The following is a 25,021-nucleotide window of genomic DNA, read 5'->3' on the forward strand; positions in this document are numbered from 1 at the left end:
CGGGTCCAGCGGCGCGTTCCAGTGGATTCGGCCCAGTGGATTCGGCTCAGTGGATCGGCCCAGGTGGCGACCGCGCTGACCGTTCCGAATCGCCGTGTCCTGCGGGTACGGCGTTCACCCCTCTGTAGTCATCGTTTAACACCTGACTGGAATGCTGACCATCATGGACGAATCGCTCCCGCCGCTCCGCCGCCCGGTGGAGCCCCTCACCCCGGAGGACCCGGGCACGCTCGGCCCCGCGGACTCCGTCGCGCAGGCTCCGCGCTTCCCGCTGCCCAAGCGCCATCGCCGCATGCTGGCCTGCGCCGCCGTGGCCGCCTCGGTCGCGCTCGGCACCCTCGGCGTGGGCGCCACGGTGGAGACCGTCCAGCACGGAACCAGTGTCACGGCGGAGGCCGGGGCGCACTGACGGCACGTCGGCTGACGAACAGTCAGCCCCCATCGTCGCTGAGCGTTCCTCAGCGCCGCGAGTGCCGTCCGGTACCGCCCGCCGCGCCCAGGTCGAGCGGGGCCGCGTAGCGGGCGGCCGGGGCGAGCAGGGTCCATCCGCCCCGGGCCTGTCCGCAGCCGGCGTCCGCCGGGGTGTGCGGGGCGATCAGCCGCATCGCGTGCAGCAGGGCGAGCACCTCGCGCCGGAAGGCGGCCCGGTCGGCCAGGTGGGCTCGGCGCCAGTGGGCGACGTGCTGCTCCCGGACCCGGTCGTCCGTGTCGTACTCGTCGGCCAGGTCCCCGAGGATCCCGTCTATCAGCGCCTCGGCGATCGGCACACCGGTGGGCGTGGCGGGCTGGGCCCGGGGCGCGGGTTCCTCGCCGGGCAGCGGGCGGAGCTCGTCGACCAGGCGCTCGACCAGCAGCAGTGCGGCGTGTGCGAGCGGGTCGGGGCCGGGCAGCCGCAGGTCGGTCAGCTCGCCGGCCGGGTCGAGCAGCGCGATGCCCTCGCGGCGGATCTCGGTGCTGAACCCGAGGAAGTCCCCGAACACCACCGCCTCCCGCTCCCGGGACTCCCAGAGCCACTCCCGCTCCAGCCCGGTGAGCTCCTCGAAGAGCACCGCCGGGGTCTCGACCAGCCGGCGGCGCACCGCCACCGGGATCGTGGTGCGCGGCGGTGGCGGGTCCTGCGGCCGGGCCGGGCGGCAGCCGGCCAGCACGGCCCCGAGCAGTTCCCGGTCCACCACGAAGACCCGCGCGGGGAGCTCCTCGGTGAGCACCTGCCACCGCGTCAGCACGTCGAGCACCACGCCGACCACGTCATCGGCGGGAACCCGGTCACCTGTCGCCGCCGCCAGCTCGTCGGCGGGCCGGCGCGGCGAGCCGGTGAGCAGCGCGGCCAGGGTCCGGGTCAGCGCGGCGTACTGCGCGGGGGTGCACGGGGTGCCGGCCACGCTGAGGCGGCGCAGCGCGGTGGGGCCGAGCGCGGCCTTGGTCAGCCGGGCGAAGCTGTCGGTGACGGTGAGCGGGTAGCCGAGCAGCTCGGCGAAGCGCCCGGTGAGCCAGTCGGCGTGACGGCGGATCAACGGGAAGGCCTGGGCGTGCGGGCCGGTCGCGGTGACCAGCGGGTGGGCGAGCAGCATCCGGGCGGCGGCGCGGCGTTCGGCCGCCAGCGCCGCCGGCGCGGCGCGGCCGGCCGCCGCGGGCGGCTCCGGCTTGCGGTGCCGCCCGGGGACGGCGGAGTCGACGGCCGCCCGGGTGGCGCGACGGGCCCGGCGGGCGCGACGGGCTCCGGGCAGCGAACGCTGACCGACCGTCGGCCCGTGCCACCAGCTGACCTCGCCGAGGTCGGCGCGGTGCGGCTCGGGGGCGATGCCGAAGTGCCGCGCGCCGTAGAGGCGGAAGGCGTCGGCGAAGAGGTCGTGCGCCTCGTCGGGAGTGGCGGCGGCGAACCGGTCGGCCAGCGCCCGCAAATGGCTCGCGGTCCGCGCGGTGGCATCCGGTTCGCCAGCGGTGGCGGAGGCGACAACGGTGACAGCCGCGCCATCCGGTGCCGCAACGGCCGTGGTGGGCGAAGCCGGTGGGGCCAGCACCGGCGGGTGCCACGAGGTCAGCTCCAACGTCACCTCGCCGTCGGGCGCCAGGGCGACCGTAGCCGACTTCCCGCCCAGCGCTCCGCCCCCGTTCACGCGCCCCTCCGCCGTGCTGCCCACCGTGTCGGGGACAGCCTAAAGGAGGAAGAGGGGCGGCCCTTCCGGTCCCCCGCCCCGTCGCCTATCGTGCCGGACATGCTGAACACGATCACCACCGCCCGCCGGGCCCGCGGCCTGCTGACCGCCTTCACGGCGACCGCCGCCACGCACCTGGGCTCGCTGCTGACGGAGTCCAAGGTGGTCGAGCAGGTCACCAAGCCCGCCCTGATGCCGCTGCTGGTCGGCCACGTGCGGGGCGCCGCGAGCGCCGCCACCGGGCGCCCCGCGCCCCGCCTGCTCACCCCGGCGCTGCTCACCAGCGCGGCGGGCGACGCGCTGCTCCAGGTGGACGACGAGCGGGCCTTCCTGGCCGGCATGGGCTCCTTCGCGGCGGCCCACATCTGCTACGTGACCATGTTCGCCAAGCAGGGCGCGCTGACCGACCGTCGGCGCACCGCGCTGGTGGCGGCCGGATACGCGCTGGCCTGGGCGGTGATGATCCATCAGCTCTGGCCCGGGCTGGGCGAGCTGAAGGGCCCGGTGGCCGGCTACAGCCTGCTGCTGGCCACGATCGCCGTGACCTCGGCGGGCCTGGGCCGGCGCGGCGGTCTCGGTGGGGCGCTCTTCCTGCTCTCCGACACGCTGATCGCGACCCGGCTGGCCGGCTGGAAGCAGTTGCCGGGCCACGAGTTCTGGATCATGTCGACCTACCTGCTGGCCCAGTACCTGCTCGCCACCGCCGCGCTGAAGGCGGCGGCGGCCGAGTAGCAGGCCTAGGGCCTCTCTCACGGATCTTGCCGGGCGTCGGTGAGCCGGGACAGCGGATGCGGCGGTCGCTGAGCTGCCGCAGTCCGTCCACGAAGGCGCGTCAGCCGTGGTGGCCGTGCCGGCCGAGGGTCTCCACGGGGGTCGCGCCGGGGCGGGTCCACTGCGGCACGGGCCGGCTGGTCGGGCCCCAGGTGGCGACGCCGTCGGCGTCCGAGCGCCAGTACCAGCAGGCCTGGCGGCTCTCGGACGGGTAGCCCTCGGGCTTGTCCTCCCACGCCTCGCCGCGGCCGTAGGGCGTCATGTCGAGCAGGCCGAGGGACCCGTTGACCGGCTCGTTGCCACGGCCCGTCGTGGAGTAGGTGAGGAACACGCGGTCGCCGTCGCGCAGGAAACAGACGAGGTGCCCCATCCCTCCGCCGATCGGCGCCGGCACGCCCCGCACCGAGTACCACGGCTGGGTGTACCCCATGAACTCGACGTAGGAGGCCACCTCGTCCCACGGGCCCGAGGTCAGGACGGCGAACGAGACGCCCCGGGCGTTGAGGTACACGGCGTCCTTCACGTGCCAGGCCGTGGTGGTGCAGCCCTCGCACTGCCCCTGGTGCGGCGCGCCGTCGTACCACATGTGCTGGTAGACCACGAGCTCCTCGCGGCCCTGGAACAGGTCCAGGAACGGGACCGGGCCGTCGGGCCCGACCACCTCGACCGTCCCGTCGAGTTCCACCATCGGCAGCCGGCGGCGGGCCGCGGCGAGGGCGTCGCCCTGGCGGGTGTGGGCCTTCTCGCGGACCAGCAGCTCGTCCCGGGCGGTCTGCCAGGTGGCCAGGTCGACGACGGGCGGCCGGCCGGGCAGCGCGGTGGTCGAGTCGTCCGGGGCGCTTGTCATGGTGTCCTCCGTGGTGTCTCGTAGCGGGCAGCGTCGCACGACGTACGACGGTCACCGGAGCAGACTCGCGGCCCGGCCGGCACTCGTCGCGGCGCGGAACGCCTTCGGCCGAACCCGCACGGACCACGTCGGCCCGACAGGTTCACGGACCCGCGCTCAGAGCGTCAGGTCCACCACCACCGGCGCGTGGTCCGAGGTGCCCTTGCCCTTGCGCGCCTCGCGGTCCACGTAGCTGTCGGTGACCGCCTTCCCGAACGCCGCGTTGCCGTAGACCAGGTCGATCCGCATGCCGCGGTTCTTCGGGAAGGCCAGCTGGCGGTAGTCCCAGTAGGTGTACGGGTGGTCGTACTTGAGCGGGCGCGGCAGCACGTCGGTCAGGCCGGCCTCGCGCAGCCCGGCCAGTGCGGCCCGCTCGACCTCGGTGACGTGGGTGGCGTCCACGAAGTCGGCCATGTCGTAGACGTCCTCGTCGCTCGGCGCGACGTTGAAGTCGCCGAGCACGGCGAACGGGCGCTCACCGGCCGCGTCCTCCAGCACGGAGGCGCGCAGGGCCGCCAACCAGTCGAGCTTGTAGCGGAAGTGGGCGTGCCCGACCTCGCGGCCGTTGGGCACGTAGACCGACCAGACCCGCACCGGGCCGCAGGTGGCGGCGATGGCGCGCGGCTCGACGGCGGGCAGCAGCGCGTCGTCGGCCAGGTAGCCCGGCTGGCCGGGCAGATCGCGCACCACGTCGGCGAAGCCGAGCCGGGAGAGGATGGCCACCCCGTTCCAACGGCCGTTGCCGTGGGCCTCGGTCTCGTAGCCGAGCGCGCGGACCTCCTCGTAGGGGAAGGCGTCCGAGGCGCTCTTCAGCTCCTGCAGGCAGAGCACGTCGGGCGCGGCGCTCTCCAGCCACTCCAGCAGCTTGGGCAGCCGCGCGGTGACGGAGTTGATGTTCCAGGTGGCGATGCGGACGGTCACGACCAGGCCTTCCAGCGGTACGGGAACGGATGCCGGCCCTGGCACCCGTCCCGAAGATACCTCCCGCCACTGACGAAGCCGGGCCGCGCCGAGGAGGCGGGGCCCGGTGGAGAGGGCGGGGCCTGGCGCCAGGTCGGCGGTTAGCGCGAGGGGGTGAACCCCGGCGGCGCGCGCGGCTGTCGCGCATCGGGCCCGCCGCGCCCGCGATAAGGCTGTCTCGCACGGGGGGCGACAGTGGCGGCGGACGAGAGGTACGGATCGGATGCGGCGTTCGCGGGCAGCGGCGATGGAGCGGGCCGCGGTGGCGCTGGACGGCCGGCTGCCGTTCCTGGACGCGGCCAGGGGGCAGGTGCGCAAGGTCTTCCCCGACCACTGGTCCTTCCTGCTCGGCGAACTGGCCCTGTACAGCTTCACGCTGCTGCTGCTCACCGGCGTCTACCTGACCTTCTTCTTCAACCCCGCGATGACCGAGGTCGTCTATGCGGGGTCGTACGCGCCGCTGCGCGGACTGCGGATGACCGAGGCCTACGCCAGCACCCTGGCGATCAGCTTCGACGTGCGCGGCGGGCTGCTGATCCGACAGATCCACCACTGGGCGGCGCTGGTCTTCGTCTCCGCGATCGGCGTGCACCTGCTGCGGATCTTCTTCACCGGCGCCTTCCGCCGGCCGCGCGAGGTGAACTGGCTGATCGGCCTGACGCTCTTTCAGCTGGCGCTGGTGGAAGGATTCGCCGGCTACTCGCTGCCCGACGACCTGCTCTCCGGCACGGGGCTGCGCACCGCGCAGGGGTTCATGCTGGCGGTCCCGCTGGTCGGGACCTACCTCAGCTTCTTCGCCTTCGACGGCCAGTGGCCGGGCACCGCGATCATCCCGCGGCTGTACACCACCCACATCCTGCTGCTGCCCGGCCTGCTGGTGGGCCTGGTGACGGCCCATCTGATCCTGGTCTACTACCTGAAGCACACCCAGTGGGCCGGGCCCGGGCGCACCCGGCACAACGTGGTCGGCCGGCCGCAGTTCCCGCACTTCATCACCAAGACGGCCGGCCTGGCGGCGATGGTCTTCGGCCTGATCGCGCTGCTGGCGGCGGTCGCCCAGATCAACCCGATCTGGAAGTACGGCCCCTACCGGGCCGACCAGGCCTCCACCGACGCCCAACCGGACTGGTACATGGGCTTCCTGGAGGGCGCGCTACGGCTGATGCCGGGCACCGAGACCCGGCTGTGGGGCCACAGCGTCTCGTGGAACCCGCTGCTCCCGGCGGTGCTCTTCCCGGTGGTGCTGTTCACCGCGCTCTACGCCTACCCGTTCCTGGAGCAGTGGATCACCGGCGACCGCGCCGAGCGGCACCTGTGCGACCGGCCGCGCGACCGGCCGGTGCGCACCGCGATCGGGGTGGCGGGGGTGACTGCCTACGCGGTGCTGCTGCTGGCGGGCGGGCAGGACGTGCTCGCGCTGCTCTCCCACTTCTCGGTGAACCAGCTGGACTGGATCCTGCGGGTGGCGCTCTTCGTCGGCCCAGCGCTTGCGTTCTGGCTCACCCGCCGGATCTGCCTGGCGTTGCAGGCACACGATCACGACCGCTTCACCGCCGGCTCGACGCCCACCGGCCTGGTGCGCCAGTCGGTCGAGGGCGGTTACCAGGGTGAGCGGGAGCCGCTGGCGGTGGTGGACCGGTACCAGCTGACGCTGGCCGACCGCCCCGAGCCGGTGGCCGCCGCGGACGGTTCGCGGCCGGAGCGGCTCCGGGGGGCGCTGAGCCGCTGGTTCTACCGCGACCGGGTCCAACCACCGCAGCCGCCGCGGCCGGACCCGGCGCCGGCCCCCGATGTCGAGCAGGTCTGAGCCGGGCTCAACGCTCAGCCGGGCTCAACGCTCAGCCCGGCTCAGCGCTCGGCGCGGCTGCGCTTGACGGTGCGGAACCGCCGGGCCAGCGCGCGGGCCAGGTCGGCAGCGCCGATCAGGCCGGCCTCGTTGCCCAGGGCGGCCGGCACGATCTGCGCCTCGGGGCGGAAGCCGCGCCCGGTGAGGGTGCGCCGGAAGGCGTCCTGCGCGGGGGCGAGCAGCAGGTCGCCGGCGGCCGAGACGCCGCCGCCGACCACGAAGCGTCCGGGGTCGAGCGCGGCGGCCAGGTTGGCCAGGCCCACGCCCAGCCAGGTGCCGATGTCGTGCAGCAGCTCGGTCGCCATCGGGTCGCCGGCCCGGGCCGCCTCGGTGACCAGCGGCCCGGTGATCGCCGCCACCTCGCCGCCGACCCTGGCCAGCAGCGGCTGGGCCACCGGCGACTCGGCGGCGGCCAGCTCGCGGGCCTCGCGGACCAGCGCGTTGCCGGAGGAGTACTGCTCCCAGCAGCCCCGGTTGCCGCACGGGCAGCGGTGCCCGCCGGGGACCACCTGCATGTGGCCGAACTCGCCGGCCAGCCCGTGGCGACCGCGGTCCACATAGCCGTGGCGCACCACCGCGCCGCCGATCCCGGTGCCCAGGGTGATCATCACCAGCAGGTCCTCGCCCCGCCCGGCGCCGAACCGCCACTCGGCCCAGGCGGCGGCGTTGGCGTCGTTCTCGACCACCACCGGGAACTTCAGCCGGTCGCTGAGCGCCTCGCGCAGCGGCTCGTTGCGCCAGTTCAGGTGCGGGGCGAAGAGCACCCGGGAGCGGTCGGCGTCCACCCAGCCGGCCGCGCCGATGCCCACCGCGTGCACGTCGTGCCGGTCGGCCAGCTCCAGCACCAGCTCGACGATGACGTCCTCGACCACCTTGGGGCTCTTGCTCTTGTGCGGGGTCTCGGCGCGCAGTTGCTCGACGATCCTGCCCTCGCCGTTCACCACTCCGGCGACCACCTTGGTGCCGCCGATGTCGATCCCGATCGTGGGCAGTCGCAGCACGCCGGCCGGCAGGGTGCGCCGGCGCCGGTCCGCGCCGTACCGGTCGGCCCCGCGCGGAGCGAGGGTTCGCTGGCCGAGACCGCGCTGGCCGAGGCCGAGCAGCGCGGGCAGGACGGGTTGGCCGGTGCGGCCGCCTGGCTGTGTCACGACGGGAACGATACGCCGCACTGATCGTCCCGGCAGGTGCTCGGGGCACCCCCGGGCAGGTGACAGACTGGGGTGCGGACACTCAGCCGGCTCCCAGCTGCGGGTGATCTTCCTCTCAGGTTTCCCTCAGCATCGGCGGAACCCGGGAGTCCGTTCACACCGTCGTTCTTCATTGTCGTTACGCACCGGGCATGCGGGGTCCGGGCACGCCAGCAACCCGGATACGAGACATTCATGCAACTGACAGGCCAGCCGTTCCTGATTCTCACGATCATCCTGGTCCCGGTCTCCATCGCGGTCGCCATGCTGCTCTGGGGCCGGGTCCGGGGGCCGAAGCCGCTGCAGGCGCTGGTCCGGCTGGTGATGCTGCTGTTCTGCCAGGCGACGGCCGTGATGATGATCTTCGTGATGGTGAACAACGCCAACCTGATCTACGGGAGCTGGGGCGACCTGCTGGGCGACGACGGCCACGTGCAGTCGGTGCCGACCGTGCCGACGGCGGGCTCGGCCGCCGGCACCGGCCAGAACGGGGCGGCCGGTCAGCCCGGCAACGACGCCAAGCCGGCCGCCGCGAAGGCGCTCCAGCAGTTCAAGGGTGTGAACGACCCGCTGGTGCCGAAGGACGTGCAGACCACCGACCTCAAGGGCCAGGTCTCCGGGGTGGACGGCGAGGTCAACGTCTGGCTGCCGCCGCAGTACAACGACCCGGCCTACAAGAACACCAAGTTCCCGGTGGTCGAGCTCTTCCCGGGCTTCCCCGGCTCCTCGAAGACCTGGTTCGGCTCGCTGAACGTGTCCGAGCAGCTCAAGCCGCTGATGCAGTCCGGTCAGATCACCCCGTTCATCCTGGTCTCGCCGCGGACCCAGCTGATCAGCACCACGGTCGACACCGGCTGCGCCAACGTGCCGGGCAAGGTCAACGCCGACACCTGGCTCTCCACCGACGTGCCGCAGATGATCCTGGACAACTTCCGGGCCGACCCCTCGCCGAACAGCTGGGCGGTGGCCGGCTATTCGGCCGGGGCGCACTGCGCGGACCGGATGGCGCTGCTGCACCCCGATCGCTACCGCGCCGCGATCAGCCTTTCGGGGTACAGCGACCCGGGCGCGCTCTCCTCCTCGCTCACCGCGAAGGACTCCAAGCTGCGCCAGACCGCCAACCCGCTCTACATCCTGGAGCACGCCCCGACCCCGCCGAAGGTGGCGCTCTTCCAGAGCGGCGACAAGGGCGACGGCTACGAGGACGGCCAGGCGCTGGCCACCGCCGCCAAGGCGCCGACCACGGTGCAGGTGCAGCTGACCACCGGGCCGCACACGCCCTCGACCTGGCGGCCGATGGTGCCGAGCGTCTTCAAGTGGCTGAGCGGCATCATCCCGGCGCCCAAGCCGTCCTGACGGTGCATCATCCCGAGGACGGTGCCGCTGGCCTGACCGACCGTCAGGCCAGCTCCAGGGCCAGGTAGAAGTCCACCCGGTCCTCCAGTCGGGACAGGTCACGCCCCGTCAGCTCCTCGATCCGGCCGATCCGGTAGCGCAGCGTGTTCACGTGCACGTGCAGCTGGGCGGCGCAGCGGGTCCAGGAGCCGTCGGAGCGCAGGAAGGCCTCCAGGGTGCGGACCAGGTCGGCCTGGTGCTCGATGTCGTAGCCGATCACCTTGTCGAGCAGCCGGCTGCGGAAGGCCCGGCGCACCTCGTCGGGCACCGCGGCGAGCAGCAGCACGTGCGAGGCCAGCTCCTCGGGGCCGGCCACGCAGACCCGGCCGACGCGGGCGGCGGCGATCCGGCGGGCGTGCCGGGCCTCCTCCAGGGCGCCGCGCAGACCGCCGGCCTCCAGCGCGGGGGCCGAGACGCCGACGGTGATCCGCCCCTCCGAGCCCAGGCCCGCCTCCAGCGGCGCGAGCAGCTCGCGCAGCGCGTCGGCGGGCACCGCGGTGCCCGGTGCGGGCAGCACGATCACCGCTCCGGCGCCGGTGCCGGCCACCAGCGCGCGGTCCGAGGTGTCGGTGAGAGCTTCCTCCAGGATTGAACGCACCGCCCCGTCGGGTAGACCTGTTCCTTCGGCGCTGAGCACCAGCCAGGAGCCCTGCGCCTGCTCGCCTTCGGGCGTGCTCCCCTCGTAGCGGGCGGCCATCGCCGAGGAGGCGAAGAGGGTGCGGCTGATCTCGGCCGGGTCGGCGTCGCGCTGAAGCAGCGTCAGCACCTCGTCGGCCAGCCGGCGGCGCAGCCGTCGGCTCTCGTCACGCCGGTTGCGCTCGGCGGCCACCAGCCGGGCCAGGTTCTCGGCGAGCTGCTGGCGCTTGGTGGTCCACTCGGTGACGTCGCCGGCGACGGCGAGCACCCAGTCGGCCAGCGGCGCCTCCTCCTCGGGGTGCGCGGGCGCGGGCAGCAGCGAGTAGGAGCCGGAGACCAGGCGGGCCCGGTGCGGGGGGCGGCGGCGCTGGCGCTGGGCGGCCAGATGGGCGCGGACCAGCTGGTCGCGGTCCTCGGCGCTCAGGTGCTCGGCGGGCCCGGCGACCACCCGGCCTGTGGGGGTGAGCACCCAGCAGTCCAGGTCGAGGTCGCCGCCGAGCAGGTCGAGCACCGCGTGCAGGCCCCCACCGCCGGCCGCCGAGACCAGCATCCGGTGCCGGTCGACCAGCGCGGCCAGGTCGGCGGCCCGGTCGGCGGAGACCTGCCGGCCGATGAACTCGGTCAGGGTCGAGAAGGCGATGTCGTCGGGCACCGCCAGCAGCGGCATCCGGTGCCGGCGGCAGGCCTCGATCAGGTCCTCGGGGATCGGTCCGACCTCGGCCTCGCCGGCCGCCAGCGCGACCGCCCCGCCGGCTGCCAGGGTGCGCACGAAGCGCTCGGAGTCCTCCGGCCCGGTGCGCCAGAGCATGCCGGTGAGGACCAGCTCGCCACCGTGCAGGTAGCGGCCGGGGTCGTACAGGTCCGTGGTCATCACACCGCTGACCTGTCGGTCGAGCTCGTCCTCGGCCGCGAGCAGCCGAAGTCTCGGGGCACCGGGGGCGAGTAGGTCACGGACGCGCATCCGCTGACTCCTTCGTCAGAACCGAAACGTGCGGGCAAGGAAACACCTGGGGCGGATCCGCGCAGGTCGGGGTGACAGTGTGCCCGACTTCCAGTCGTTCGGCGGTATGTATCAGCGCCCATCCGGGTCACGGGCCCGTCGCTTCGTCGTCACGGCCGGATTACGGTCGTAAGCGGCGGTTGGCAGACCGCTCAGCAGCAGTTTCATCGCCCTTAGAGGAACGTACAGGATGCCGGGCGGCACCGGCGCACGGGCTTCATGCCATCGGTGACTGCCAGTGGGCCCCGTCACAGCGGTTCACTGGCAAACACGCCGCCGGACACACCCCGGTGACCAGGACTCAACGCCCCGGCAACGCTTCGGAGGCCAGTCCGAGCACCGGAGGTTTGCGAATCCCGCGCCGACGCCCCCAACCGGGCGATGATCCGTGGATTCCGGGCACAGTGCCCACTGGTTCGATTGGCGACGACTTGAGGAGACACCCGCATGGAGTTCCTGCGGCCCGCTACCTGGGACGAGGCTCTCGCGGCTAAGGCTGAGCACCCGACCGCGCTGCCGATCTCGGGTGGCACGGATGTGATGGTCGAGATGAACTTCGACGTCCACCGGCCATCCGCGTTGCTCGACCTGAACCGCATCACCGAGCTGACCGAGTGGTCGATCACCGACGGTGTGGTGAGACTCGGGGCCGCGGTCCCGTATTCCCGGATCATCGACGAGCTGTCCGAGCCCCTGCCGGGGCTGGCGCGTGCGGCGCACACGGTCGGCTCACCGCAGATCCGCAACCGGGGCGGCGTCGGCGGGAACCTGGGCGGCGCCTCGCCCGCCGGTGACGCCCACCCCGCGCTGCTGGCCGCCGGGCGCGACGTCTACGTCGAGGCCTGCTCGGTGCGCGGCACCCGGCTGATCCCGATCGACGAGTTCTACGTCGGGGTGAAGCGCAACAGCCTGGAGAAGGACGAGCTGATCCGCTCGGTCTTCATCCCGGTGGCGGACGGCCCGCAGCAGTTCTCGAAGATCGGCACCCGCAACGCGATGGTGATCGCGGTCTGCGCCTTCGGCTTCGCGCTGCACCCCAAGAACCACACCGTCGGTACCGGTATCGGCTCGGCTGCCCCCACGCCGCGTCGCGCCGTCGAGGCGGAGCAGTACCTGCAGGGCGTGCTCGAGGAGCGCGGGCTGTGGGAGTCCGGTGACCTGCTGGGCACCGAGGTGATCCAGAAGTTCGGTGAGCTGGTGAAGGCCGCCGCCTCGCCGATCGACGACGTGCGCGGCACCGCCGACTACCGCCGGCACTCGCTGGCCGTGATGGCCCGCCGCACCCTCACCTGGACCTGGAACGACTACAGCAAGCAGATCAGGAGCGCGGCATGAGGGTCACTTTCACCGCCAACGGGAAGCCGGTCGAGGCCGACGACGTCTGGGAGGGCGAGAGCCTCCTGTACGTGCTGCGCGAGCGGGTCGGCCTGCCGGGTTCGAAGAACGCCTGCGAGCAGGGCGAGTGCGGCTCCTGCACGGTCTACCTGGACGGCACCCCGGTCTGCTCCTGCCTGGTCGCGGCCGGCCAGGTGCAGGACCGCGAGGTCCGCACCGTCGAGGGCCTGACCGACGGCGAGGAGCTGGGCCTGGTCCAGCAGGCGTTCGTCGACGCCGGCGCCGTCCAGTGCGGCTTCTGCACCCCGGGTCTGCTGGTGCAGACCGACGCGCTGCTCGACCGCAGCCCGCAGCCCAGCGACACCGACATCCGCGAGGCGCTCAGCGGCAACCTGTGCCGCTGCACCGGCTACGAGAAGATCATGGACGCGGTGCGGCTGGCGTCCGCCCGCAAGTGCCAGAAGGTGGGGACCTCCGAATGAGTGCTCGTACCATCCAGGGTCAGAAGAACCTTCAGGACATCACCACCGGCAGCCCGCACGGCATCGGCGGCTCGCCGCTGCGCCCGGACGGCACGCTGAAGGTCAAGGGCGAGTTCGCCTACTCCTCGGACATGTGGCACGAGGACATGCTCTGGGGCATGGCGCTGCGCTCGCCGCACCCGCGGGCCAACATCCTGAGCGTGGACATCTCCGAGGCGCTCAAGACGCCGGGCGTCTACGCGGTGCTGACCCACGAGGACATCCCGGGCTCGAAGTACTACGGCCTGGAGATCCAGGACCAGCCGGCGCTGGCGATCGACAAGGTCCGCTACCACGGTGAGGCGATCGCGCTGGTCGCGGCCGACCACCCGGAGACGGCCCGCCGCGCGGTGAAGAAGATCAAGGTCGAGTACGAGGTGCTCACCCCGATCACCACCGAGGAGCAGGCGCTCAACCCCGAGGTGCACGGCTACGTGCACGAGCCGCACGAGTACAAGTCGCACGGCTCGGGCAACATCTGCCACTCGCAGAAGCTGGTCTACGGCAAGGGCGTGACCGACGAGGTCAAGGCGCTGGCCGACGTGGTCGTCAAGGGCGAGTACGAGGTCGGCATGCAGGACCAGGCCTTCCTCGGCCCGGAGTCCGGCCTCGCGGTGCCCGCCGAGGACGGCGGCATCGACCTCTACGTGGCCACCCAGTGGCTGCACGTGGACCGCCAGCAGATGGCCCCGGTGCTCGGCCTGCCCGAGGAGAAGGTCCGCCTCACCCTGGCCGGCGTCGGCGGCGCCTTCGGCGGTCGCGAGGACCTGTCGATGCAGATCCACGCCTCGCTGCTGGCCCAGCGCACCGGCAAGCCGGTCAAGATCGTCTACGCCCGCGACGAGTCCTTCTTCGGCCACGTGCACCGCCACCCGGCCAAGATGAGCTACGAGCACGGCGCCACCCGCGACGGCAAGCTGGTCTACTCCGACGTGCGCCTGGTGCTGGACGGCGGCGCCTACGCCTCCGCCTCCCCCGCCGTGGTCGGCAACGCGGCCTCGCTGGGCAACGGCCCGTACAACATCCCGAACGTGCGGATGGAGGCCATCGCCCTCTACACCAACAACCCGAGCTGCGGCGCGATGCGCGGCTTCGGCGCGGTGCAGGCCTGCTTCGGCTATGAGACCCAGATGGACCGGCTCGCCGCCGAGCTGGGCATGGACCCGGTCGAGCTGCGCCAGCTGAACGCGATGTCGGAGGGCGACTACCTGCCCACCGGCCAGCAGATCGACTCGCCCGCCCCGGTCGCCGAACTGCTGCGCCGGGTCAAGGACATGCCGCTGCCGCCGCCGCTGGACCTGACCAACCTGGACATCCGCGAGCTGCCCGGCGCGCTGTCGAACACCTCGCACGGTGAGGGCATCGTGCGCGGCATCGGCTACTCGGTCGGCATCAAGAACGTCGGCTTCTCCGAGGGCTTCGACGACTACTCCACCGCCCGGGTCCGCCTGGAGGTCATCGGCGGCGAGCCGGTCGCCATGGTGCACACCGCGATGGCCGAGGTCGGCCAGGGCGGCGTCACCGTGCACGCCCAGATCGCCCGCACCGAGCTGGGCGTCGAGCAGGTCACCATCCACCCGGCCAACACCGAGGTCGGGTCGGCCGGTTCCACCTCCGCCTCGCGGCAGACCTACATGACCGGCGGCGCGGTCAAGCTCGCGGCCGAGGCCGTGAAGTACGCGCTGATCGAGAAGGGCCGCAAGCGCTACGGCTGGGCGCAGAACGACCTGAACCTGGTCGGCGGCAAGGTGGTCTCCGAGTCGGCCGGTGTGCTGGTCCCGATGGTCGACCTGCTCGGCGACGAGGCGATCGACCTGACCCGCGAGCACCACCACCGCCCGACCGAGGCGTTCGACAAGGAGACCGGGCAGGGCTTCGGCCACGTCCAGTACACCTTCTGCGCCAACCGCGCCGTGGTCGACGTGGACGTCGAGCTGGGCCTGGTCAAGGTGGTCGAGCTGACGGCGGCTCAGGACGTCGGCAAGGCGCTCAACCCGCTCTCGGTGGTCGGCCAGATCCAGGGCGGCTGCACCCAGGCGCTGGGCCTGGCGGTGATGGAGGAGATCATCGTCAAGGACGGCAAGGTGCGCAACGCCTCGTTCACCGACTACCTGATCCCGACCATCCTGGACGTCCCGCCGATCCCGGTGGACGTGCTGGAACTGCCGGACCCGAACGCCCCGTACGGGCTGCGCGGGGTCGGCGAGGCGCCCACCGTCTCGGCCACCCCTTCGATCGTCGCCGCGATCAGGCAGGCCACCGGCATCGCGCTCAACCGGATCCCGGTTCGGCCCGAGCACCTCACCGGGACGCTCTAGCCGCACCCCCACAACCTCCCCGGGGCGGTGACCACGTCTTCCCCACCGCCCCGGGGCGCACCAAAGGAAGTACCGAGCAAGTGTCCGTGCACCATCCCGCTGCCTCTCCCACGCCGGGGCTCTGCAGCGGTGCGCACCACCCCACGCACCGCACGCACACCGAGTGCACCTCGTGAGTCGAGCAAGTCCCCCTGCGCCGTCACCCCTCTGACGGGCGGGTCGGCTCGCCCACCCCAACCCCCTATGAACCTTGGGAGTGGACATGACCCGGATCCCCACGGAGCCCGGCACCACTGAATCCCCCACGACCGTCGACGGGCCCGACGAGGCCGGCACCCCCACGCCGCCCCCGACACCCGCGACCAGAAACGCGCTGGACGCGTATTTCAAGATCTCGGCCAGAGGTTCGACCTTCGGCAACGAGATCCGCGGCGGACTGACCACCTTCATGGCGATGGCCTACATCGTCCTGCTCAACCCGCTCATCCTGAGCGGCGCCGACGTCACCGGCGTCAAGCTGGACCACGCCCAGCTCACCACCGCGACGGCGCTCGCCGCCGCCGTGACCACGATCCTGATGGGCGTGGTGGGCAACGTGCCGCTGGCGGTCGCCGCCGGCCTGTCGGTCTCCGGGGCGGTCTCCGCACTGGTCGTACCGCACACCACCTGGGCCCAGGCGTTCGGCCTCTGCGTCATCTACGGTCTGCTGATCGTGCTGCTGGTGCTCTCCGGACTCCGCGAGAAGATCATGAACGGCATACCGCTGCCGCTCAAGCACGCGATCACCATCGGCATCGGCCTCTTCGTCTCGCTGATCGGCCTGCACAAGGCCGGTTTCGTGCAGAGCGGCGGGCCCACCCTGGTCTCGCTCGGCCCCGAGGGCGAGCTGGCCGGCTGGCCGGTGGTCTGCTTCGCCGTCACGCTGCTGATCATCTTCGTACTGCTGGCCCGCAACGTCCGCGGTGCCATCCTGATCGGCATCACGGCCGGCACGGTCTTCGCCTTCATCGTCAACGCGGTCGGCCACATCCCCGGCAAGTCCTGGGGCAGCGCCCCGCCGGTCTGGCCGGGCAGCCCGGTCGCCGCGCCCAACTTCGGACTCTTCGGCCACGTCGACCTGTTCGGCGCCTTCGGTTCCAAGGGCATGGGCGCGATCAGTGCCTCGGTCGCGGTCTTCACCCTGGTGCTGGCCGGCTTCTTCGACGCGATGGCCACCATCATCGGCGTCGGCACCGAGGCCGGCCTGGCCGACAAGCAGGGCCGGATGCCGGGCCTGTCCAAGGCACTCCTCATCGACGGCTCCGGCGGCGCGATCGGCGGCCTGGTCGGTGCCTCCGGCCAGACGGTCTTCGTGGAGTCCGCCACCGGCGTCGGTGAGGGCGCGCGGACCGGTCTCGCCTCGGTGGTCACCGGCGGCGTCTTCGTCCTGATGCTCTTCTTCTCCCCGCTGGCCGGCATCGTGCCGGTCGAGGTCGCTTCCGCCGCCCTGGTGGTGATCGGCTCGATGATGATGAGTCAGGCCCGGCACATCGACTGGGCCGACCGCGACGTGGCCATCCCCGCCTTCCTGACCTGCACCATGATGCCGTTCACCTACAGCATCACGGCGGGCGTCGCCGCCGGTGTGATCTCCTACACGGTGATCAAGGCCGGCAAGGGGCAGTGGCGCGAACCAGGTCCGCTGATGTGGATCCTGACCGCCGTCTTCGTCCTCTACTTCGCCCTCACCCCGGTCAAGGAGTGGCTGGGAGTCCACTAGGAGTTCGCCGGCGCGGCGCGCGGGGGCCGTCGGCCTCCCCGCGCCGCGCCGGACCGGCTGCCACCCCCCTCGACACCCCCGACAGCAACCGACACCCTCGACACCACCGATAGGAGCCACGGACATGCAGGACATCGCCGAGCAGTTGCAGGCCTGGCACGCCTCCGGGCGCTCCTTCGCGGTGGCCACCGTGGTCGGCGTCTCGGGCAGCGCGCCGCGCGACCCGGGCGCGGCGCTGGCCGTGGACGCGGACGGCGAGGCCGTCGGCAGCGTCTCGGGCGGCTGCGTCGAGGGCGCGGTGTACGAGCTGTGCCGGGAGGCGATCGACTCCGGCCGACCGGTCCTGGAGCGCTTCGGCTACAGCGACGAGGACGCCTTCGCGGTCGGGCTGACCTGCGGCGGCATCCTGGACGTCTTCGTCCAGCCGGTGGTCCCCGGCGCGGATGCCGGGCTGGACGCCGGGATCACCTACATCGCCTCGGGCACGCCGGTCGCGCTGGTCCGGGCGATCGAGGGGCCCGCCGGGCTGCTCGGCGCCACCGTCGCGGTGACCGCCGGCACCCATCACGGCACCCTCTCCCCCGGCGGCCCGAGCACCACCGGGGCGCTGGAGCGCTCGGTGGTCGCCGAGGCCCGCGCGCTGCTGGACGCCGGCAAGACCGCCACGGTGACCCTGGCGCTGGACGGCCGGCCCTGCGACCCGACGGCAGCCAGCACCGTCACCTTCTTCGTCGAGTCCTACGTCCCCAAGCCGCGGATGCTGGTCTTCGGCGCGATCGACTTCGCCGCCGCCGTGGTGCGGATCGGCAGGTTCCTCGGCTACCACGTGACGGTCTGCGACGCCCGGCCGGTCTTCGCCACCGCACGGCGCTTCCCCGAGGCCGACGAGGTGGTGGTCGACTGGCCGCACCGCTACCTGGACTCCCAGCTCGAGGCGCTGGACGGCCGAACCGTGCTGTGCGTGCTGACCCATGACGCCAAGTTCGACATCCCGCTGCTGGAACGCGCGCTGCGGCTGCCGGTCGGCTTCGTCGGCGCGATGGGCTCGCGCCGCACCCATCTGGAGCGCAACGCCAAGCTGCGCGACGTCGGCCTGAGCGAAGCCGAGATCGCCCGGTTGCGCTCGCCGATCGGCCTGGACCTGGGGGCCCGCACGCCCGAGGAGACCGCCGTCGCGGTCGCCGCCGAGATCGTCGCCAGCCGGCGCGGTGGCGGCTGCCTGCCGCTGTCTTCCGGCGCCGGCCCGATCCACCACGACCTGCAGCGCGCCGACGCCGGCGCACCGAAGGCCTGGCGGGTCGCCTGACCCGTCCGACCACCCTGACCCATGTCCCACCCACGCCTGACACCGCGTCAGCACCCAGCGAACTCCCAGGAAAGCCGCTCGTTCACGGCAGCCGGCTTCGAATGTCCCGCCCGGATGATCTCTCCGGGCGGGACATTGCATGTTCAGGCCCAGCGAGAGGGGATGATGGCCCGGTGCAAAACGCAGATCAGTTCGGGTACGCCGACGCCGCCGGCCCACCACCGAGCTCACCGACCTCACCGACCACGCCGACCGCCGATCCCTCGGAGACCGAGAGACTCGGGCGCGCGGTACGGGAGGCGCAGGCCGGCGACGAGCAGGCGTACCGGCTGGTCTTCCGGACCGTGCAGCCGCTGCTGCTGCGGTACCTGCGGGTCATGGTCGGCGGGGACGGCACGGACGCGGAGGACATCGCCTCCGAGGCCTGGCTGCAGATAGCCCGGGACCTGCACACCTTCCAGGGCGACGGCGACGGCTTCCGGGGTTGGGCGGCGACCATCGCCCGGCACCGGGCACTGGACCACCTGCGGGCCCGGCGGCGCCGGCCGACCGCCGATCTGCCGGTGGAGGAACTGCTCGACCTGCCCGCCCGCGACGACACCGAGGGCAGCGCGCTGGCCACCATGGGCACCCGCGAGGCGCTGGACCTGATCGCCGGGCTGCCCAAGGACCAGGCCGAGGCGGTCTTGCTGCGGGTGGTGCTGCAGCTGGACGCGGAGAGCGCGGCCCGGGTGCTCGGCAAGCGGGCCGGCAGCGTCCGGATGGCCGCCCATCGGGGCCTGCGCAAGCTGGCCAAGCTGCTGGACTCCCCCGCCACCGTGCCGGTCCAGCGGGGTCCCTCGAGGCGGCTCGAAAAAAAATCCGCCGAAGGTGTGACACAGCCCGGAGCTTCGACGCTGAAGGACATGAGATGAGCACCAACCGATCCCGTCGGATCGACCGCGACGCCGCCGAGCAGCTGCTGGCCGGCGCCGTGGACGATACGCAGGGCGGTCTGGACGCCCTCTCCGGATTGCTCGCCGCCGCGGCCGCTCCTGCCACGACGCGTGAACTGGCCGGGGAGGAAGCGGCCGTGACCGCGTTCCGGGAGGCCGCCCGCCTCACCGCGCCCCACCAGAACGCCGTGCCCCACCAGACCGCTGTGCCGCACCAGAACAGCGGCGCCCCGTCCCTGTCCCGGGCCACCAGGTCCAGCACCAACTCGCCCGCCTCGTCCAAGCCCCGGAGTCGCCCGATGGCCAGCTGCGCACCGCAGAGGTTCCGCGTGCCCACGCGGTTCCTCAGTGCGAAGGCCGCCGCGGCAGCGTTCGCGGTGACGGCGATCGGCGGGGTCGCGGTGGCGGCCGGGACCGGGCACCTGCCGGCCGCACTCGGCGGGCCCGGCCTCTCGGGCAGCACCGGGCGCGCCGACAACACGGCCGCCACCGGATCGGCGTCGGCCGCCCCGACCAGCAGTTGGGCCGGTCAGGCCGCCGGGCAGCTGCCCGGTACCGGTCGAGCCTCCGCCGGCGCCCGGCCGCTGCCCGGCGGCTCGAGCACCGGTCCGAGCGGTGGCGCCGCGAGCAGCGGGTCCACCCGCGGCGGTACGGACGGTGGCAGCACGCCGGCCACGGCCGATCCCTCGGGCGCCGGGCAGTCCGGCAAGGGCGTGCCGCCCGGGCAGCAGGCGACCGGCGGGGCCGACATCCCGTCGATCCTGCTGCCGCTCTGCCAGTTGTGGCCGGGCACCAGCCAACCAGGCGCCGCCGACTCCCGGTTCGAGCCGCTGACGCGCGCGGCGGGCGGCTCGGACCGGGTCCGCACGTACTGCGCCGCGCTACGGAGCGAGAGCGGCAAGCAGACGTCGGGGACCTCCCCGCTGCCCGTGCTGCCGGGCGGTACGCCCACCGCGGCCCACCCGCCGACCCCCGACCCCGGCACGTCCACCGCGTCCCCGCCCGGCGGGGACGGCCACGGCTACACCCCGCAGGGGCAGGCCATCGGCGGCAACGGCCCAGGGGGGTCCTGAGCCGCACCGAGCACAACCAGTAGTACCCCTCAGACTCCGGGACGGGTGGTGGCTTCCCCGGGCACACCACCCTCCCGGAACTCCGGCGGCCCCGACTGTGCATGAGTTTCGGTCGCCGGTGCCGACGGGGTGACGGACTCCCCCGGGTCCGTCACCCCGCGGCGCGAGTTCGGGCCCGGCCAGGTTGGGGTCGGCCGGGCCGGGTCCGGACTCGCCTTCGCCGCTCTGCCCTGCCTGCGCTCTGCTGAGCAGAGCCCTACGCCCGGGTATCGCTCACACCCTGCCTGCCCTGCCCGACCGGCGAGGAACTCGCCGCCGGTCCCGGCCGGTTGGCAGCGCGCCGACCGTCTGCGGCACGGCCGACCCACCCGCAGGTGACGCTCCATCGCGCTACGTGTAGGGTGCGCTGAGGAGTTCGAACGGGGGTGCGCTCAACGGCACTTGTGGAGGTCCGGGGGATATATTGTCATGCCCTTGACATAGACACGGAGAGTCGATGCCCGAGCACCTCCTGCACCAACCCGGTTCGGCCGGCGAGCACCGCCTGCAGCAGGCGTACGGGTCCACCGAGCGCGCCGAACGGTTCTACCGGGACCAGGTGTTGGACCACCTCAACGCGCGGATGCGGGAGTTCGTCGCCCGCCAGGAGATGGCCTTCGTCGCCAGCTCGGACGCCCACGGCGAGTGCGACGCCAGCTTCCGGGCCGGACCGCCCGGCTTCCTGCACGTGATCGACGAACGGACCCTGGCCTACCCCGAGTACCGCGGCAACGGCGTCATGGCGAGCCTGGGGAACATCAGCGAGAACGGCCATGTCGGGCTGCTGCTGGTCGACTTCGTCCATGACCTGATCGGCCTGCACGTCAACGGCCGGGCCCGGATCGTTTCGGACGCCGCATTACGCCCCGCGGCCCCCGGGCTGCCACTGGAGACCGCCCCCGGCCGAAGGGCCGAGCACTGGGTGCTGGTCGACATCGAGGAGGCCTACCTGCACTGCGCGAAGCACATCCCCCGGTTCATCCCCGCCCCCCGCACCCGGGCCTGGGGCACCGACGACGTACGACGCAAGGGCGGCGACTTCTTCGGCGCCAAGGAAACCAGCGGACAAGGAATCTGACCCAGCGTCATCAAGCCATGACTGATCAGAACGACAACCTCACCCTGATCCGCGAGAGCTTCGCGCTGGTCCAGCAGCACGCGGACAAGCTCACCGGCCACTTCTACGCCACCCTCTTCCTGCACCACCCCGAGGCCCGCGCCCTCTTCCCGCCCGCCATGGACCTGCAGCGTGACCGGCTCTTCCGGGCCCTGGCGGGCGCGGTCCGGATGCTCGACCGGCCCGCCGAACTGACCACGTTCCTCCAGCAGCTGGGCCGGGATCACCGCAAGTACGGGGTGCAGAGCGCGCATTACGACGCGGTCGGCGCGGCATTGCTGAGCACCCTGCGCCGGTTCGCCGGCGAGGCCTGGACGCCCGCCCACGAGCAGGCCTGGACCGAGGCCTACGGCCAGATCGCCGCGGCGATGAGCGGGGCCGCCGAGGCCGACGCCGCCGGCAGCCCGGCGAGTTGGCTGGCCGAGGTGGTGGGCCACGAGCAGCGCTCGGCCGACCTGGCGGTGCTGACCCTGCGCCCGGAGTCGCCGTTCCCCTACCGGGCCGGGCAGTACACCACCGTCGAGACCGCCCGCTGGCCGCGGGTCTGGCGCCCGTACTCGATCGCCAACGCGCCGCGCCGAGACGGCCTGTTGAACCTGCACGTGCGGGCCGTCCCGGCCGGCTGGGTGAGCAACACGCTGGTGCACCACACCCGGGTCGGCGACGTGCTGCGACTCGGCCCGGGCCGCGGCGCGATGACGCTGCCCGAGCGGCCGGCCCGCCGGGTGGTCTGCGTGGCCGGCGGCACCGGGTTGGCGCCGGTGAAGGCGCTGGTCGAGGAGATGATCGCGCGCAACCGGCCGCTCACCCTGCACCTGTTCGTCGGCGCACGGCGCGAGAGCGACCTGTACGACCTGCGCAGCCTGCGGCAACTGGCCAGCGTCTTCCCCCGGTTGCTGCTGGTCCCGGTGGTCTCCGAGCAGATCGAGTACCCGGGCGTGGTGGGCCGGCTGCCCGAGGTGGTGCCGGCCCAGGGGCACTGGGTGCACCATGAGGTCTTCGTCAGCGGGCCCGACGACATGGTGGTCAGCATGGTCGAGCGGTTCCAGCGCGACGGCGTGCCGGCCGAGCGGCTGCACTACGAGCTGAGCACCACGCCGGCCGAGCTGGACATCACCTCCGGACTGCTGGACGGCGGCGTCCCGCCGTTCCAGCAGCAGCCGCAGCAGCGCACCCGCACCGACGGCCCGTCGCGCTAGAACAGGGCGGCCCGGGTCAGCTGACGATCCGTCAGCCGGCGTTGATCCGGGCCGCCCGGCGCAGCAGTCCGGGCGAGATCCGGCCGGCCCAGCGCGCGAGCTTGGCCTCCACCGTCACGGGCACCACCGGCTTGCCGGTCCGCACCGCCTTGACGATCTCGGCCGCCACCTTCTCGGGCGGGAAGCCCCGGCGCGCGTAGAGCCTGGCCGCCCGGTCCTGCTTGGCCGTCTGCTCGCTCGCCGAGAGGCCGGAGAAGGTCGAGGTCCTGGTGATGTTGGTGTTGACGATGCCGGGGCAGATCGCGCTCACCCCGATGCCGCTGTCGGCGAGTTCGGCCCGCAGGCAGTCGGAGAGCATCAGCACGGCGGCCTTGCTGGTCGCGTAGGCGGCGAGCACCTTGGACGGCAGGTAGGCGGCCGCCGAGGCCAGGTTGACGATGTGGCCGCCCCGGCCGCGCGCCACCATCAGGGCGCCGAAGGCCCGGCAACCGTGGATCACGCCCCACAGGTTGACGTCCAGGACCCGCTGCCACTCCTTCTCGGTGGTCTGCAGGAAGGTGCCCGAGTGCCCGATCCCGGCGTTGTTGACCAGCACGTCCGGCACCCCGTGCTCGGTCGCCACCTGCTGCGCGAAGGCGTCCATGGCCGCGCCGTCGCTCACGTCCACCCGGTAGGCGTGGCCCGCGCCGCCGACCAGGGTGACCAGCTCGGCGGTCCGCTCGGCCGCCACCTGGTCCAGGTCGCAGACCACCACGGTGGCACCCTGCTCGCCGAAGGCCAGCGCGGTGGCCCGGCCGATCCCGCTGCCGGCGCCGGTGATCACCACCAACTTCTCGCCCGGGGCCGGCGGTTGGCCGGTGCTCTCGATCCGTGCGGTGAACTCGCGCACCAACCCCGCCACCACCGGGCCCTGTTCGAGCAGCGCGGACCAGTGGGTGGCGTTCAGCTCGCGCCGGGTCAGTCGGGGCACCCAGCGCTCCAGGCCCTCGGAGAGGAACGGGCTGACGTAGTGGTCACGGCGCAGCGTGATCAGCTGCACCGGGACCTCGGTGTGCCGCTCGCGCGGGTTGCGCAGCGTCGGGCGCATGTTCGCCCGGTACAACTCGATCCCGCGCACGGCATCCTGACGGATCGTCGGCTGGGGATGCCCGGCCCGTGGCCGCACGCCCTCCAGATCGCGCAGCACCCGCGGCCAGGCCCGGGCCAGGCCCAGCCGCCAGCCGGCGGGAGCCAGGAAGGGCAGGTGGAAGGCGGTGATGTACCAGGAGTGCGCGCCCTGGACCAGGAGTTGGCGCAGGTGCCGGGGGGTGGGGCGGCGCAGCCGGTACCGGATCCAGTGGCCCATGTGATCCAGGCAGGGCCCCGACATCGTGGTGTAGGAGGCCAGCCGGCGCTCGGCGCCGGGCTCGGTGACCGCCTCCCAGGACTGCAGCGAGCCCCAGTCGTGCGCGACCACGTGCACCGGGCGGTCGGGGCTGACCGCGTCGGCCACCGCGAACAGGTCGGCGGCCAGCAGCTCCAGGCGGTACTCGGCGCGCCCGGCCGGCACCGAGGACTCCCCGGCGCCGCGCACGTCGTAGCGGACCACGTGGTGGTCGGCGGCGAGGTCCTCGGCCACGTCGTCCCAGACCCGGTGGGTGTCCGGATAGCCGTGCACCAGCAGCACGGTGGGCGCCGCGGGGTCGCCCTGCTCGAAGACGGCCAGGTCGACGCCGGCGCTGTGCACCGTACGACGTGTCACCGGGCTCATGCGGCGGCCTCCTCAAGGCTCGTCCAGCGCCGCACGTGCGGCAGATCGTCGTCCAGCCAGTAGGCCTCGTCCTCGGTGACCACCAGCAGTTCCTCGAACTTGATACCCACCTCGCGGAACCCGATGTGCGGCTCGACCGCCCACAGGCCCGGCGTGGGCGCGTGCCGGGAGGCGCGACCGTCGGCCCAGAGCGGGGAGCGGCCGTGCAGCCGCTCGCTGATCAGCTCCCGGCCCAGCGTCTGCAGGGTGCGCAGGCCGAAGCCGAACAGGTTGACGCCCTTGGGCGCGCGGCTGGTGTTGCGGGTCACCTGATGGCCGATCACCCGCCCAGGGTAGACCTGGTGGCGGTTGTCGTAGCCGTGCGCGGCGAGCTGGGCGTCCACCGCCGCGTAGACCTCGTCCAGCGGCCTGCGGGCCCGCACCTCGCGCAGGATCAACTCCCGGTAGACCTTGAGGTCCTGGGCGAGCCGGTCCCAGACCGGGTTGGCGCCGACCTTGCCGCCGTAGCCGATGTCGGCGGTGTAGCCGTCCACCACCGGGGCGCAGTCCAGCACGTAGGGCATGCCCTCCTGGAGCACCCGGGAGCCGGCGAAGAACTGCAGCGGGGTGTGGAAGTGCCGGAAGGCGGTGCGGTCGCCGAACCAGGCGAACGGCACGTGGAAGAAGTCGTCCACGCCCTCGGCCACCAGGCACCGGCACAGCTTCTGGGTGGCCTGCCGCTCGGTCACCCCGGGCTCGATCCAGGCGGCGACCTGTTCGGCGCAGTGGTAGGCGAGTTGCTGGACCTCGCGGAACCGGTCGAGGTCGGCGGCGGAGTAGTCGAACGCCATCG

General features: G+C 72.8%; 20 protein-coding genes. 13 read left to right on the forward strand and 7 right to left on the reverse strand.

All coding sequences use genetic code 11. The features are described from left to right. The first annotated feature begins 163 nt into the window (after positions 1-163). Complete coding sequence (locus tag P3T41_RS21050; RefSeq protein ID WP_280691524.1) at positions 164-409, forward strand: hypothetical protein; 246 nt, start codon at positions 164-166, stop codon at positions 407-409. A 49-nt stretch (positions 410-458) separates the two neighbouring features. Here P3T41_RS21050 and P3T41_RS21055 read toward each other — a convergent pair whose 3' ends face one another. Then, positions 459-2,117 carry a DUF2398 family protein gene (locus tag P3T41_RS21055; protein WP_280691525.1) on the reverse strand — a complete coding sequence of 553 codons (1,659 nt, stop codon included), beginning with the start codon at positions 2,115-2,117 and terminating at the stop codon, positions 459-461. A gap of 99 nt (positions 2,118-2,216) precedes the next feature. On the opposite strand from P3T41_RS21055, the gene P3T41_RS21060 reads away from it, so the two are divergent. Beyond that, positions 2,217-2,888: a lysoplasmalogenase gene (locus tag P3T41_RS21060; protein ID WP_280691526.1), complete on the forward strand. Its 672-nt coding sequence runs from the start codon at positions 2,217-2,219 to the stop codon at positions 2,886-2,888. A 100-nt stretch (positions 2,889-2,988) separates the two neighbouring features. On the opposite strand, the gene P3T41_RS21065 is transcribed toward P3T41_RS21060, so the two are convergent. Beyond that, positions 2,989-3,774 carry a DUF899 domain-containing protein gene (locus tag P3T41_RS21065; protein ID WP_280691527.1) on the reverse strand — a complete coding sequence of 262 codons (786 nt, stop codon included), beginning with the start codon at positions 3,772-3,774 and terminating at the stop codon, positions 2,989-2,991. Between the two features lie 156 nt (positions 3,775-3,930). Beyond that, the gene (locus P3T41_RS21070) at positions 3,931-4,734 is read right to left on the reverse strand and encodes an exodeoxyribonuclease III (RefSeq protein ID WP_280691528.1); all 804 of its coding nucleotides are present in this window, start codon (positions 4,732-4,734) and stop codon (positions 3,931-3,933) included. A 262-nt stretch (positions 4,735-4,996) separates the two neighbouring features. Here P3T41_RS21070 and P3T41_RS21075 point away from each other — a divergent pair, with 262 nt between their 5' ends. Then, a complete protein-coding gene (locus P3T41_RS21075) occupies positions 4,997-6,580 on the forward strand; it encodes a cytochrome bc complex cytochrome b subunit (protein WP_280691529.1) in 1,584 nt (527 codons plus the stop codon). A gap of 41 nt (positions 6,581-6,621) precedes the next feature. Here P3T41_RS21075 and P3T41_RS21080 read toward each other — a convergent pair whose 3' ends face one another. Next, positions 6,622-7,767: an ROK family glucokinase gene (locus P3T41_RS21080; protein WP_280691530.1), complete on the reverse strand. Its 1,146-nt coding sequence runs from the start codon at positions 7,765-7,767 to the stop codon at positions 6,622-6,624. Positions 7,768-8,001: 234 nt separating this feature from the next. Here P3T41_RS21080 and P3T41_RS21085 point away from each other — a divergent pair, with 234 nt between their 5' ends. After that, the gene (locus tag P3T41_RS21085; RefSeq protein WP_280691531.1) at positions 8,002-9,162 is read left to right on the forward strand and encodes an alpha/beta hydrolase-fold protein; all 1,161 of its coding nucleotides are present in this window, start codon (positions 8,002-8,004) and stop codon (positions 9,160-9,162) included. A 43-nt stretch (positions 9,163-9,205) separates the two neighbouring features. Here P3T41_RS21085 and P3T41_RS21090 read toward each other — a convergent pair whose 3' ends face one another. Beyond that, on the reverse strand, positions 9,206-10,798 hold the full coding sequence (locus P3T41_RS21090) for a PucR family transcriptional regulator (RefSeq protein ID WP_280691532.1): 1,593 nt from the start codon (positions 10,796-10,798) through the stop codon (positions 9,206-9,208). A 486-nt stretch (positions 10,799-11,284) separates the two neighbouring features. Between P3T41_RS21090 and P3T41_RS21095 the strand changes: the two genes are divergently transcribed. The 9 genes from P3T41_RS21095 (at position 11,285) to P3T41_RS21135 (ending at position 22,439) form a co-directional block, all read left to right on the forward strand. Beyond that, entirely contained in the window at positions 11,285-12,172 is an 888-nt protein-coding gene (locus tag P3T41_RS21095; RefSeq protein ID WP_280691533.1) for an FAD binding domain-containing protein, read from the forward strand. Then, positions 12,169-12,654 carry a 2Fe-2S iron-sulfur cluster-binding protein gene (locus tag P3T41_RS21100; protein WP_280691534.1) on the forward strand — a complete coding sequence of 162 codons (486 nt, stop codon included), beginning with the start codon at positions 12,169-12,171 and terminating at the stop codon, positions 12,652-12,654. Before P3T41_RS21095 ends, P3T41_RS21100 begins: the two co-directional genes overlap by 4 nt. Further along, a complete protein-coding gene (pucD, locus tag P3T41_RS21105) occupies positions 12,651-15,011 on the forward strand; it encodes a xanthine dehydrogenase subunit D (RefSeq protein WP_280691535.1) in 2,361 nt (786 codons plus the stop codon). The genes P3T41_RS21100 and pucD overlap by 4 nt, the downstream gene beginning before the upstream one ends. Positions 15,012-15,273: 262 nt before the next feature. Continuing rightward, positions 15,274-16,770: an NCS2 family permease gene (locus P3T41_RS21110; RefSeq protein WP_280691536.1), complete on the forward strand. Its 1,497-nt coding sequence runs from the start codon at positions 15,274-15,276 to the stop codon at positions 16,768-16,770. A 124-nt stretch (positions 16,771-16,894) separates the two neighbouring features. Beyond that, complete coding sequence (locus P3T41_RS21115; RefSeq protein WP_280691537.1) at positions 16,895-18,076, forward strand: XdhC family protein; 1,182 nt, start codon at positions 16,895-16,897, stop codon at positions 18,074-18,076. Positions 18,077-18,405: 329 nt separating this feature from the next. Beyond that, entirely contained in the window at positions 18,406-18,990 is a 585-nt protein-coding gene (locus P3T41_RS21120) for an RNA polymerase sigma factor (RefSeq protein ID WP_280691646.1), read from the forward strand. Further along, positions 18,987-20,084: a hypothetical protein gene (locus tag P3T41_RS21125; protein ID WP_280691538.1), complete on the forward strand. Its 1,098-nt coding sequence runs from the start codon at positions 18,987-18,989 to the stop codon at positions 20,082-20,084. Before P3T41_RS21120 ends, P3T41_RS21125 begins: the two co-directional genes overlap by 4 nt. Before the next feature lie 496 nt (positions 20,085-20,580). Further along, positions 20,581-21,201 (forward strand): pyridoxamine 5'-phosphate oxidase family protein, encoded by a 621-nt coding sequence (locus P3T41_RS21130; protein ID WP_280691539.1) that lies wholly within the window; start codon positions 20,581-20,583, stop codon positions 21,199-21,201. A 17-nt stretch (positions 21,202-21,218) separates the two neighbouring features. Continuing rightward, a complete protein-coding gene (locus tag P3T41_RS21135) occupies positions 21,219-22,439 on the forward strand; it encodes a globin domain-containing protein (RefSeq protein WP_280691540.1) in 1,221 nt (406 codons plus the stop codon). 31 nt (positions 22,440-22,470) lie between these two features. Here P3T41_RS21135 and P3T41_RS21140 read toward each other — a convergent pair whose 3' ends face one another. Then, entirely contained in the window at positions 22,471-24,189 is a 1,719-nt protein-coding gene (locus P3T41_RS21140) for an SDR family oxidoreductase (protein WP_280691541.1), read from the reverse strand. After that, a complete protein-coding gene (locus P3T41_RS21145) occupies positions 24,186-25,019 on the reverse strand; it encodes a M24 family metallopeptidase (RefSeq protein ID WP_280691542.1) in 834 nt (277 codons plus the stop codon). Before P3T41_RS21145 ends, P3T41_RS21140 begins: the two co-directional genes overlap by 4 nt. Between the last annotated feature and the right edge of the window lie 2 nt (positions 25,020-25,021).

It is taken from the genome of Kitasatospora sp. GAS204B (assembly GCF_029892155.1).
GTDB lineage: Bacteria > Actinomycetota > Actinomycetes > Streptomycetales > Streptomycetaceae > Kitasatospora.

What these genes read in the sequence shown, in the direction of transcription:
- P3T41_RS21095 (WP_280691533.1), top strand. Translation starts at nt 11,285, where the DNA reads ATGGAGTTCCTGCGGCCCGCTACCTGGGACGAGGCTCTCGCGGCTAAG.
- P3T41_RS21135 (WP_280691540.1), top strand. Translation starts at nt 21,219, where the DNA reads ATGACTGATCAGAACGACAACCTCACCCTGATCCGCGAGAGCTTCGCG.
- P3T41_RS21075 (WP_280691529.1), top strand. Translation starts at nt 4,997, where the DNA reads ATGCGGCGTTCGCGGGCAGCGGCGATGGAGCGGGCCGCGGTGGCGCTG.
- P3T41_RS21065 (WP_280691527.1), bottom strand. Translation starts at nt 3,774, where the DNA reads ATGACAAGCGCCCCGGACGACTCGACCACCGCGCTGCCCGGCCGGCCG.
- P3T41_RS21140 (WP_280691541.1), bottom strand. Translation starts at nt 24,189, where the DNA reads ATGAGCCCGGTGACACGTCGTACGGTGCACAGCGCCGGCGTCGACCTG.
- P3T41_RS21110 (WP_280691536.1), top strand. Translation starts at nt 15,274, where the DNA reads ATGACCCGGATCCCCACGGAGCCCGGCACCACTGAATCCCCCACGACC.
- P3T41_RS21145 (WP_280691542.1), bottom strand. Translation starts at nt 25,019, where the DNA reads ATGGCGTTCGACTACTCCGCCGCCGACCTCGACCGGTTCCGCGAGGTC.
- pucD (WP_280691535.1), top strand. Translation starts at nt 12,651, where the DNA reads ATGAGTGCTCGTACCATCCAGGGTCAGAAGAACCTTCAGGACATCACC.
- P3T41_RS21100 (WP_280691534.1), top strand. Translation starts at nt 12,169, where the DNA reads ATGAGGGTCACTTTCACCGCCAACGGGAAGCCGGTCGAGGCCGACGAC.
- P3T41_RS21115 (WP_280691537.1), top strand. Translation starts at nt 16,895, where the DNA reads ATGCAGGACATCGCCGAGCAGTTGCAGGCCTGGCACGCCTCCGGGCGC.
- P3T41_RS21085 (WP_280691531.1), top strand. Translation starts at nt 8,002, where the DNA reads ATGCAACTGACAGGCCAGCCGTTCCTGATTCTCACGATCATCCTGGTC.
- P3T41_RS21130 (WP_280691539.1), top strand. Translation starts at nt 20,581, where the DNA reads ATGCCCGAGCACCTCCTGCACCAACCCGGTTCGGCCGGCGAGCACCGC.
- P3T41_RS21090 (WP_280691532.1), bottom strand. Translation starts at nt 10,798, where the DNA reads ATGCGCGTCCGTGACCTACTCGCCCCCGGTGCCCCGAGACTTCGGCTG.
- P3T41_RS21050 (WP_280691524.1), top strand. Translation starts at nt 164, where the DNA reads ATGGACGAATCGCTCCCGCCGCTCCGCCGCCCGGTGGAGCCCCTCACC.
- P3T41_RS21060 (WP_280691526.1), top strand. Translation starts at nt 2,217, where the DNA reads ATGCTGAACACGATCACCACCGCCCGCCGGGCCCGCGGCCTGCTGACC.
- P3T41_RS21125 (WP_280691538.1), top strand. Translation starts at nt 18,987, where the DNA reads ATGAGCACCAACCGATCCCGTCGGATCGACCGCGACGCCGCCGAGCAG.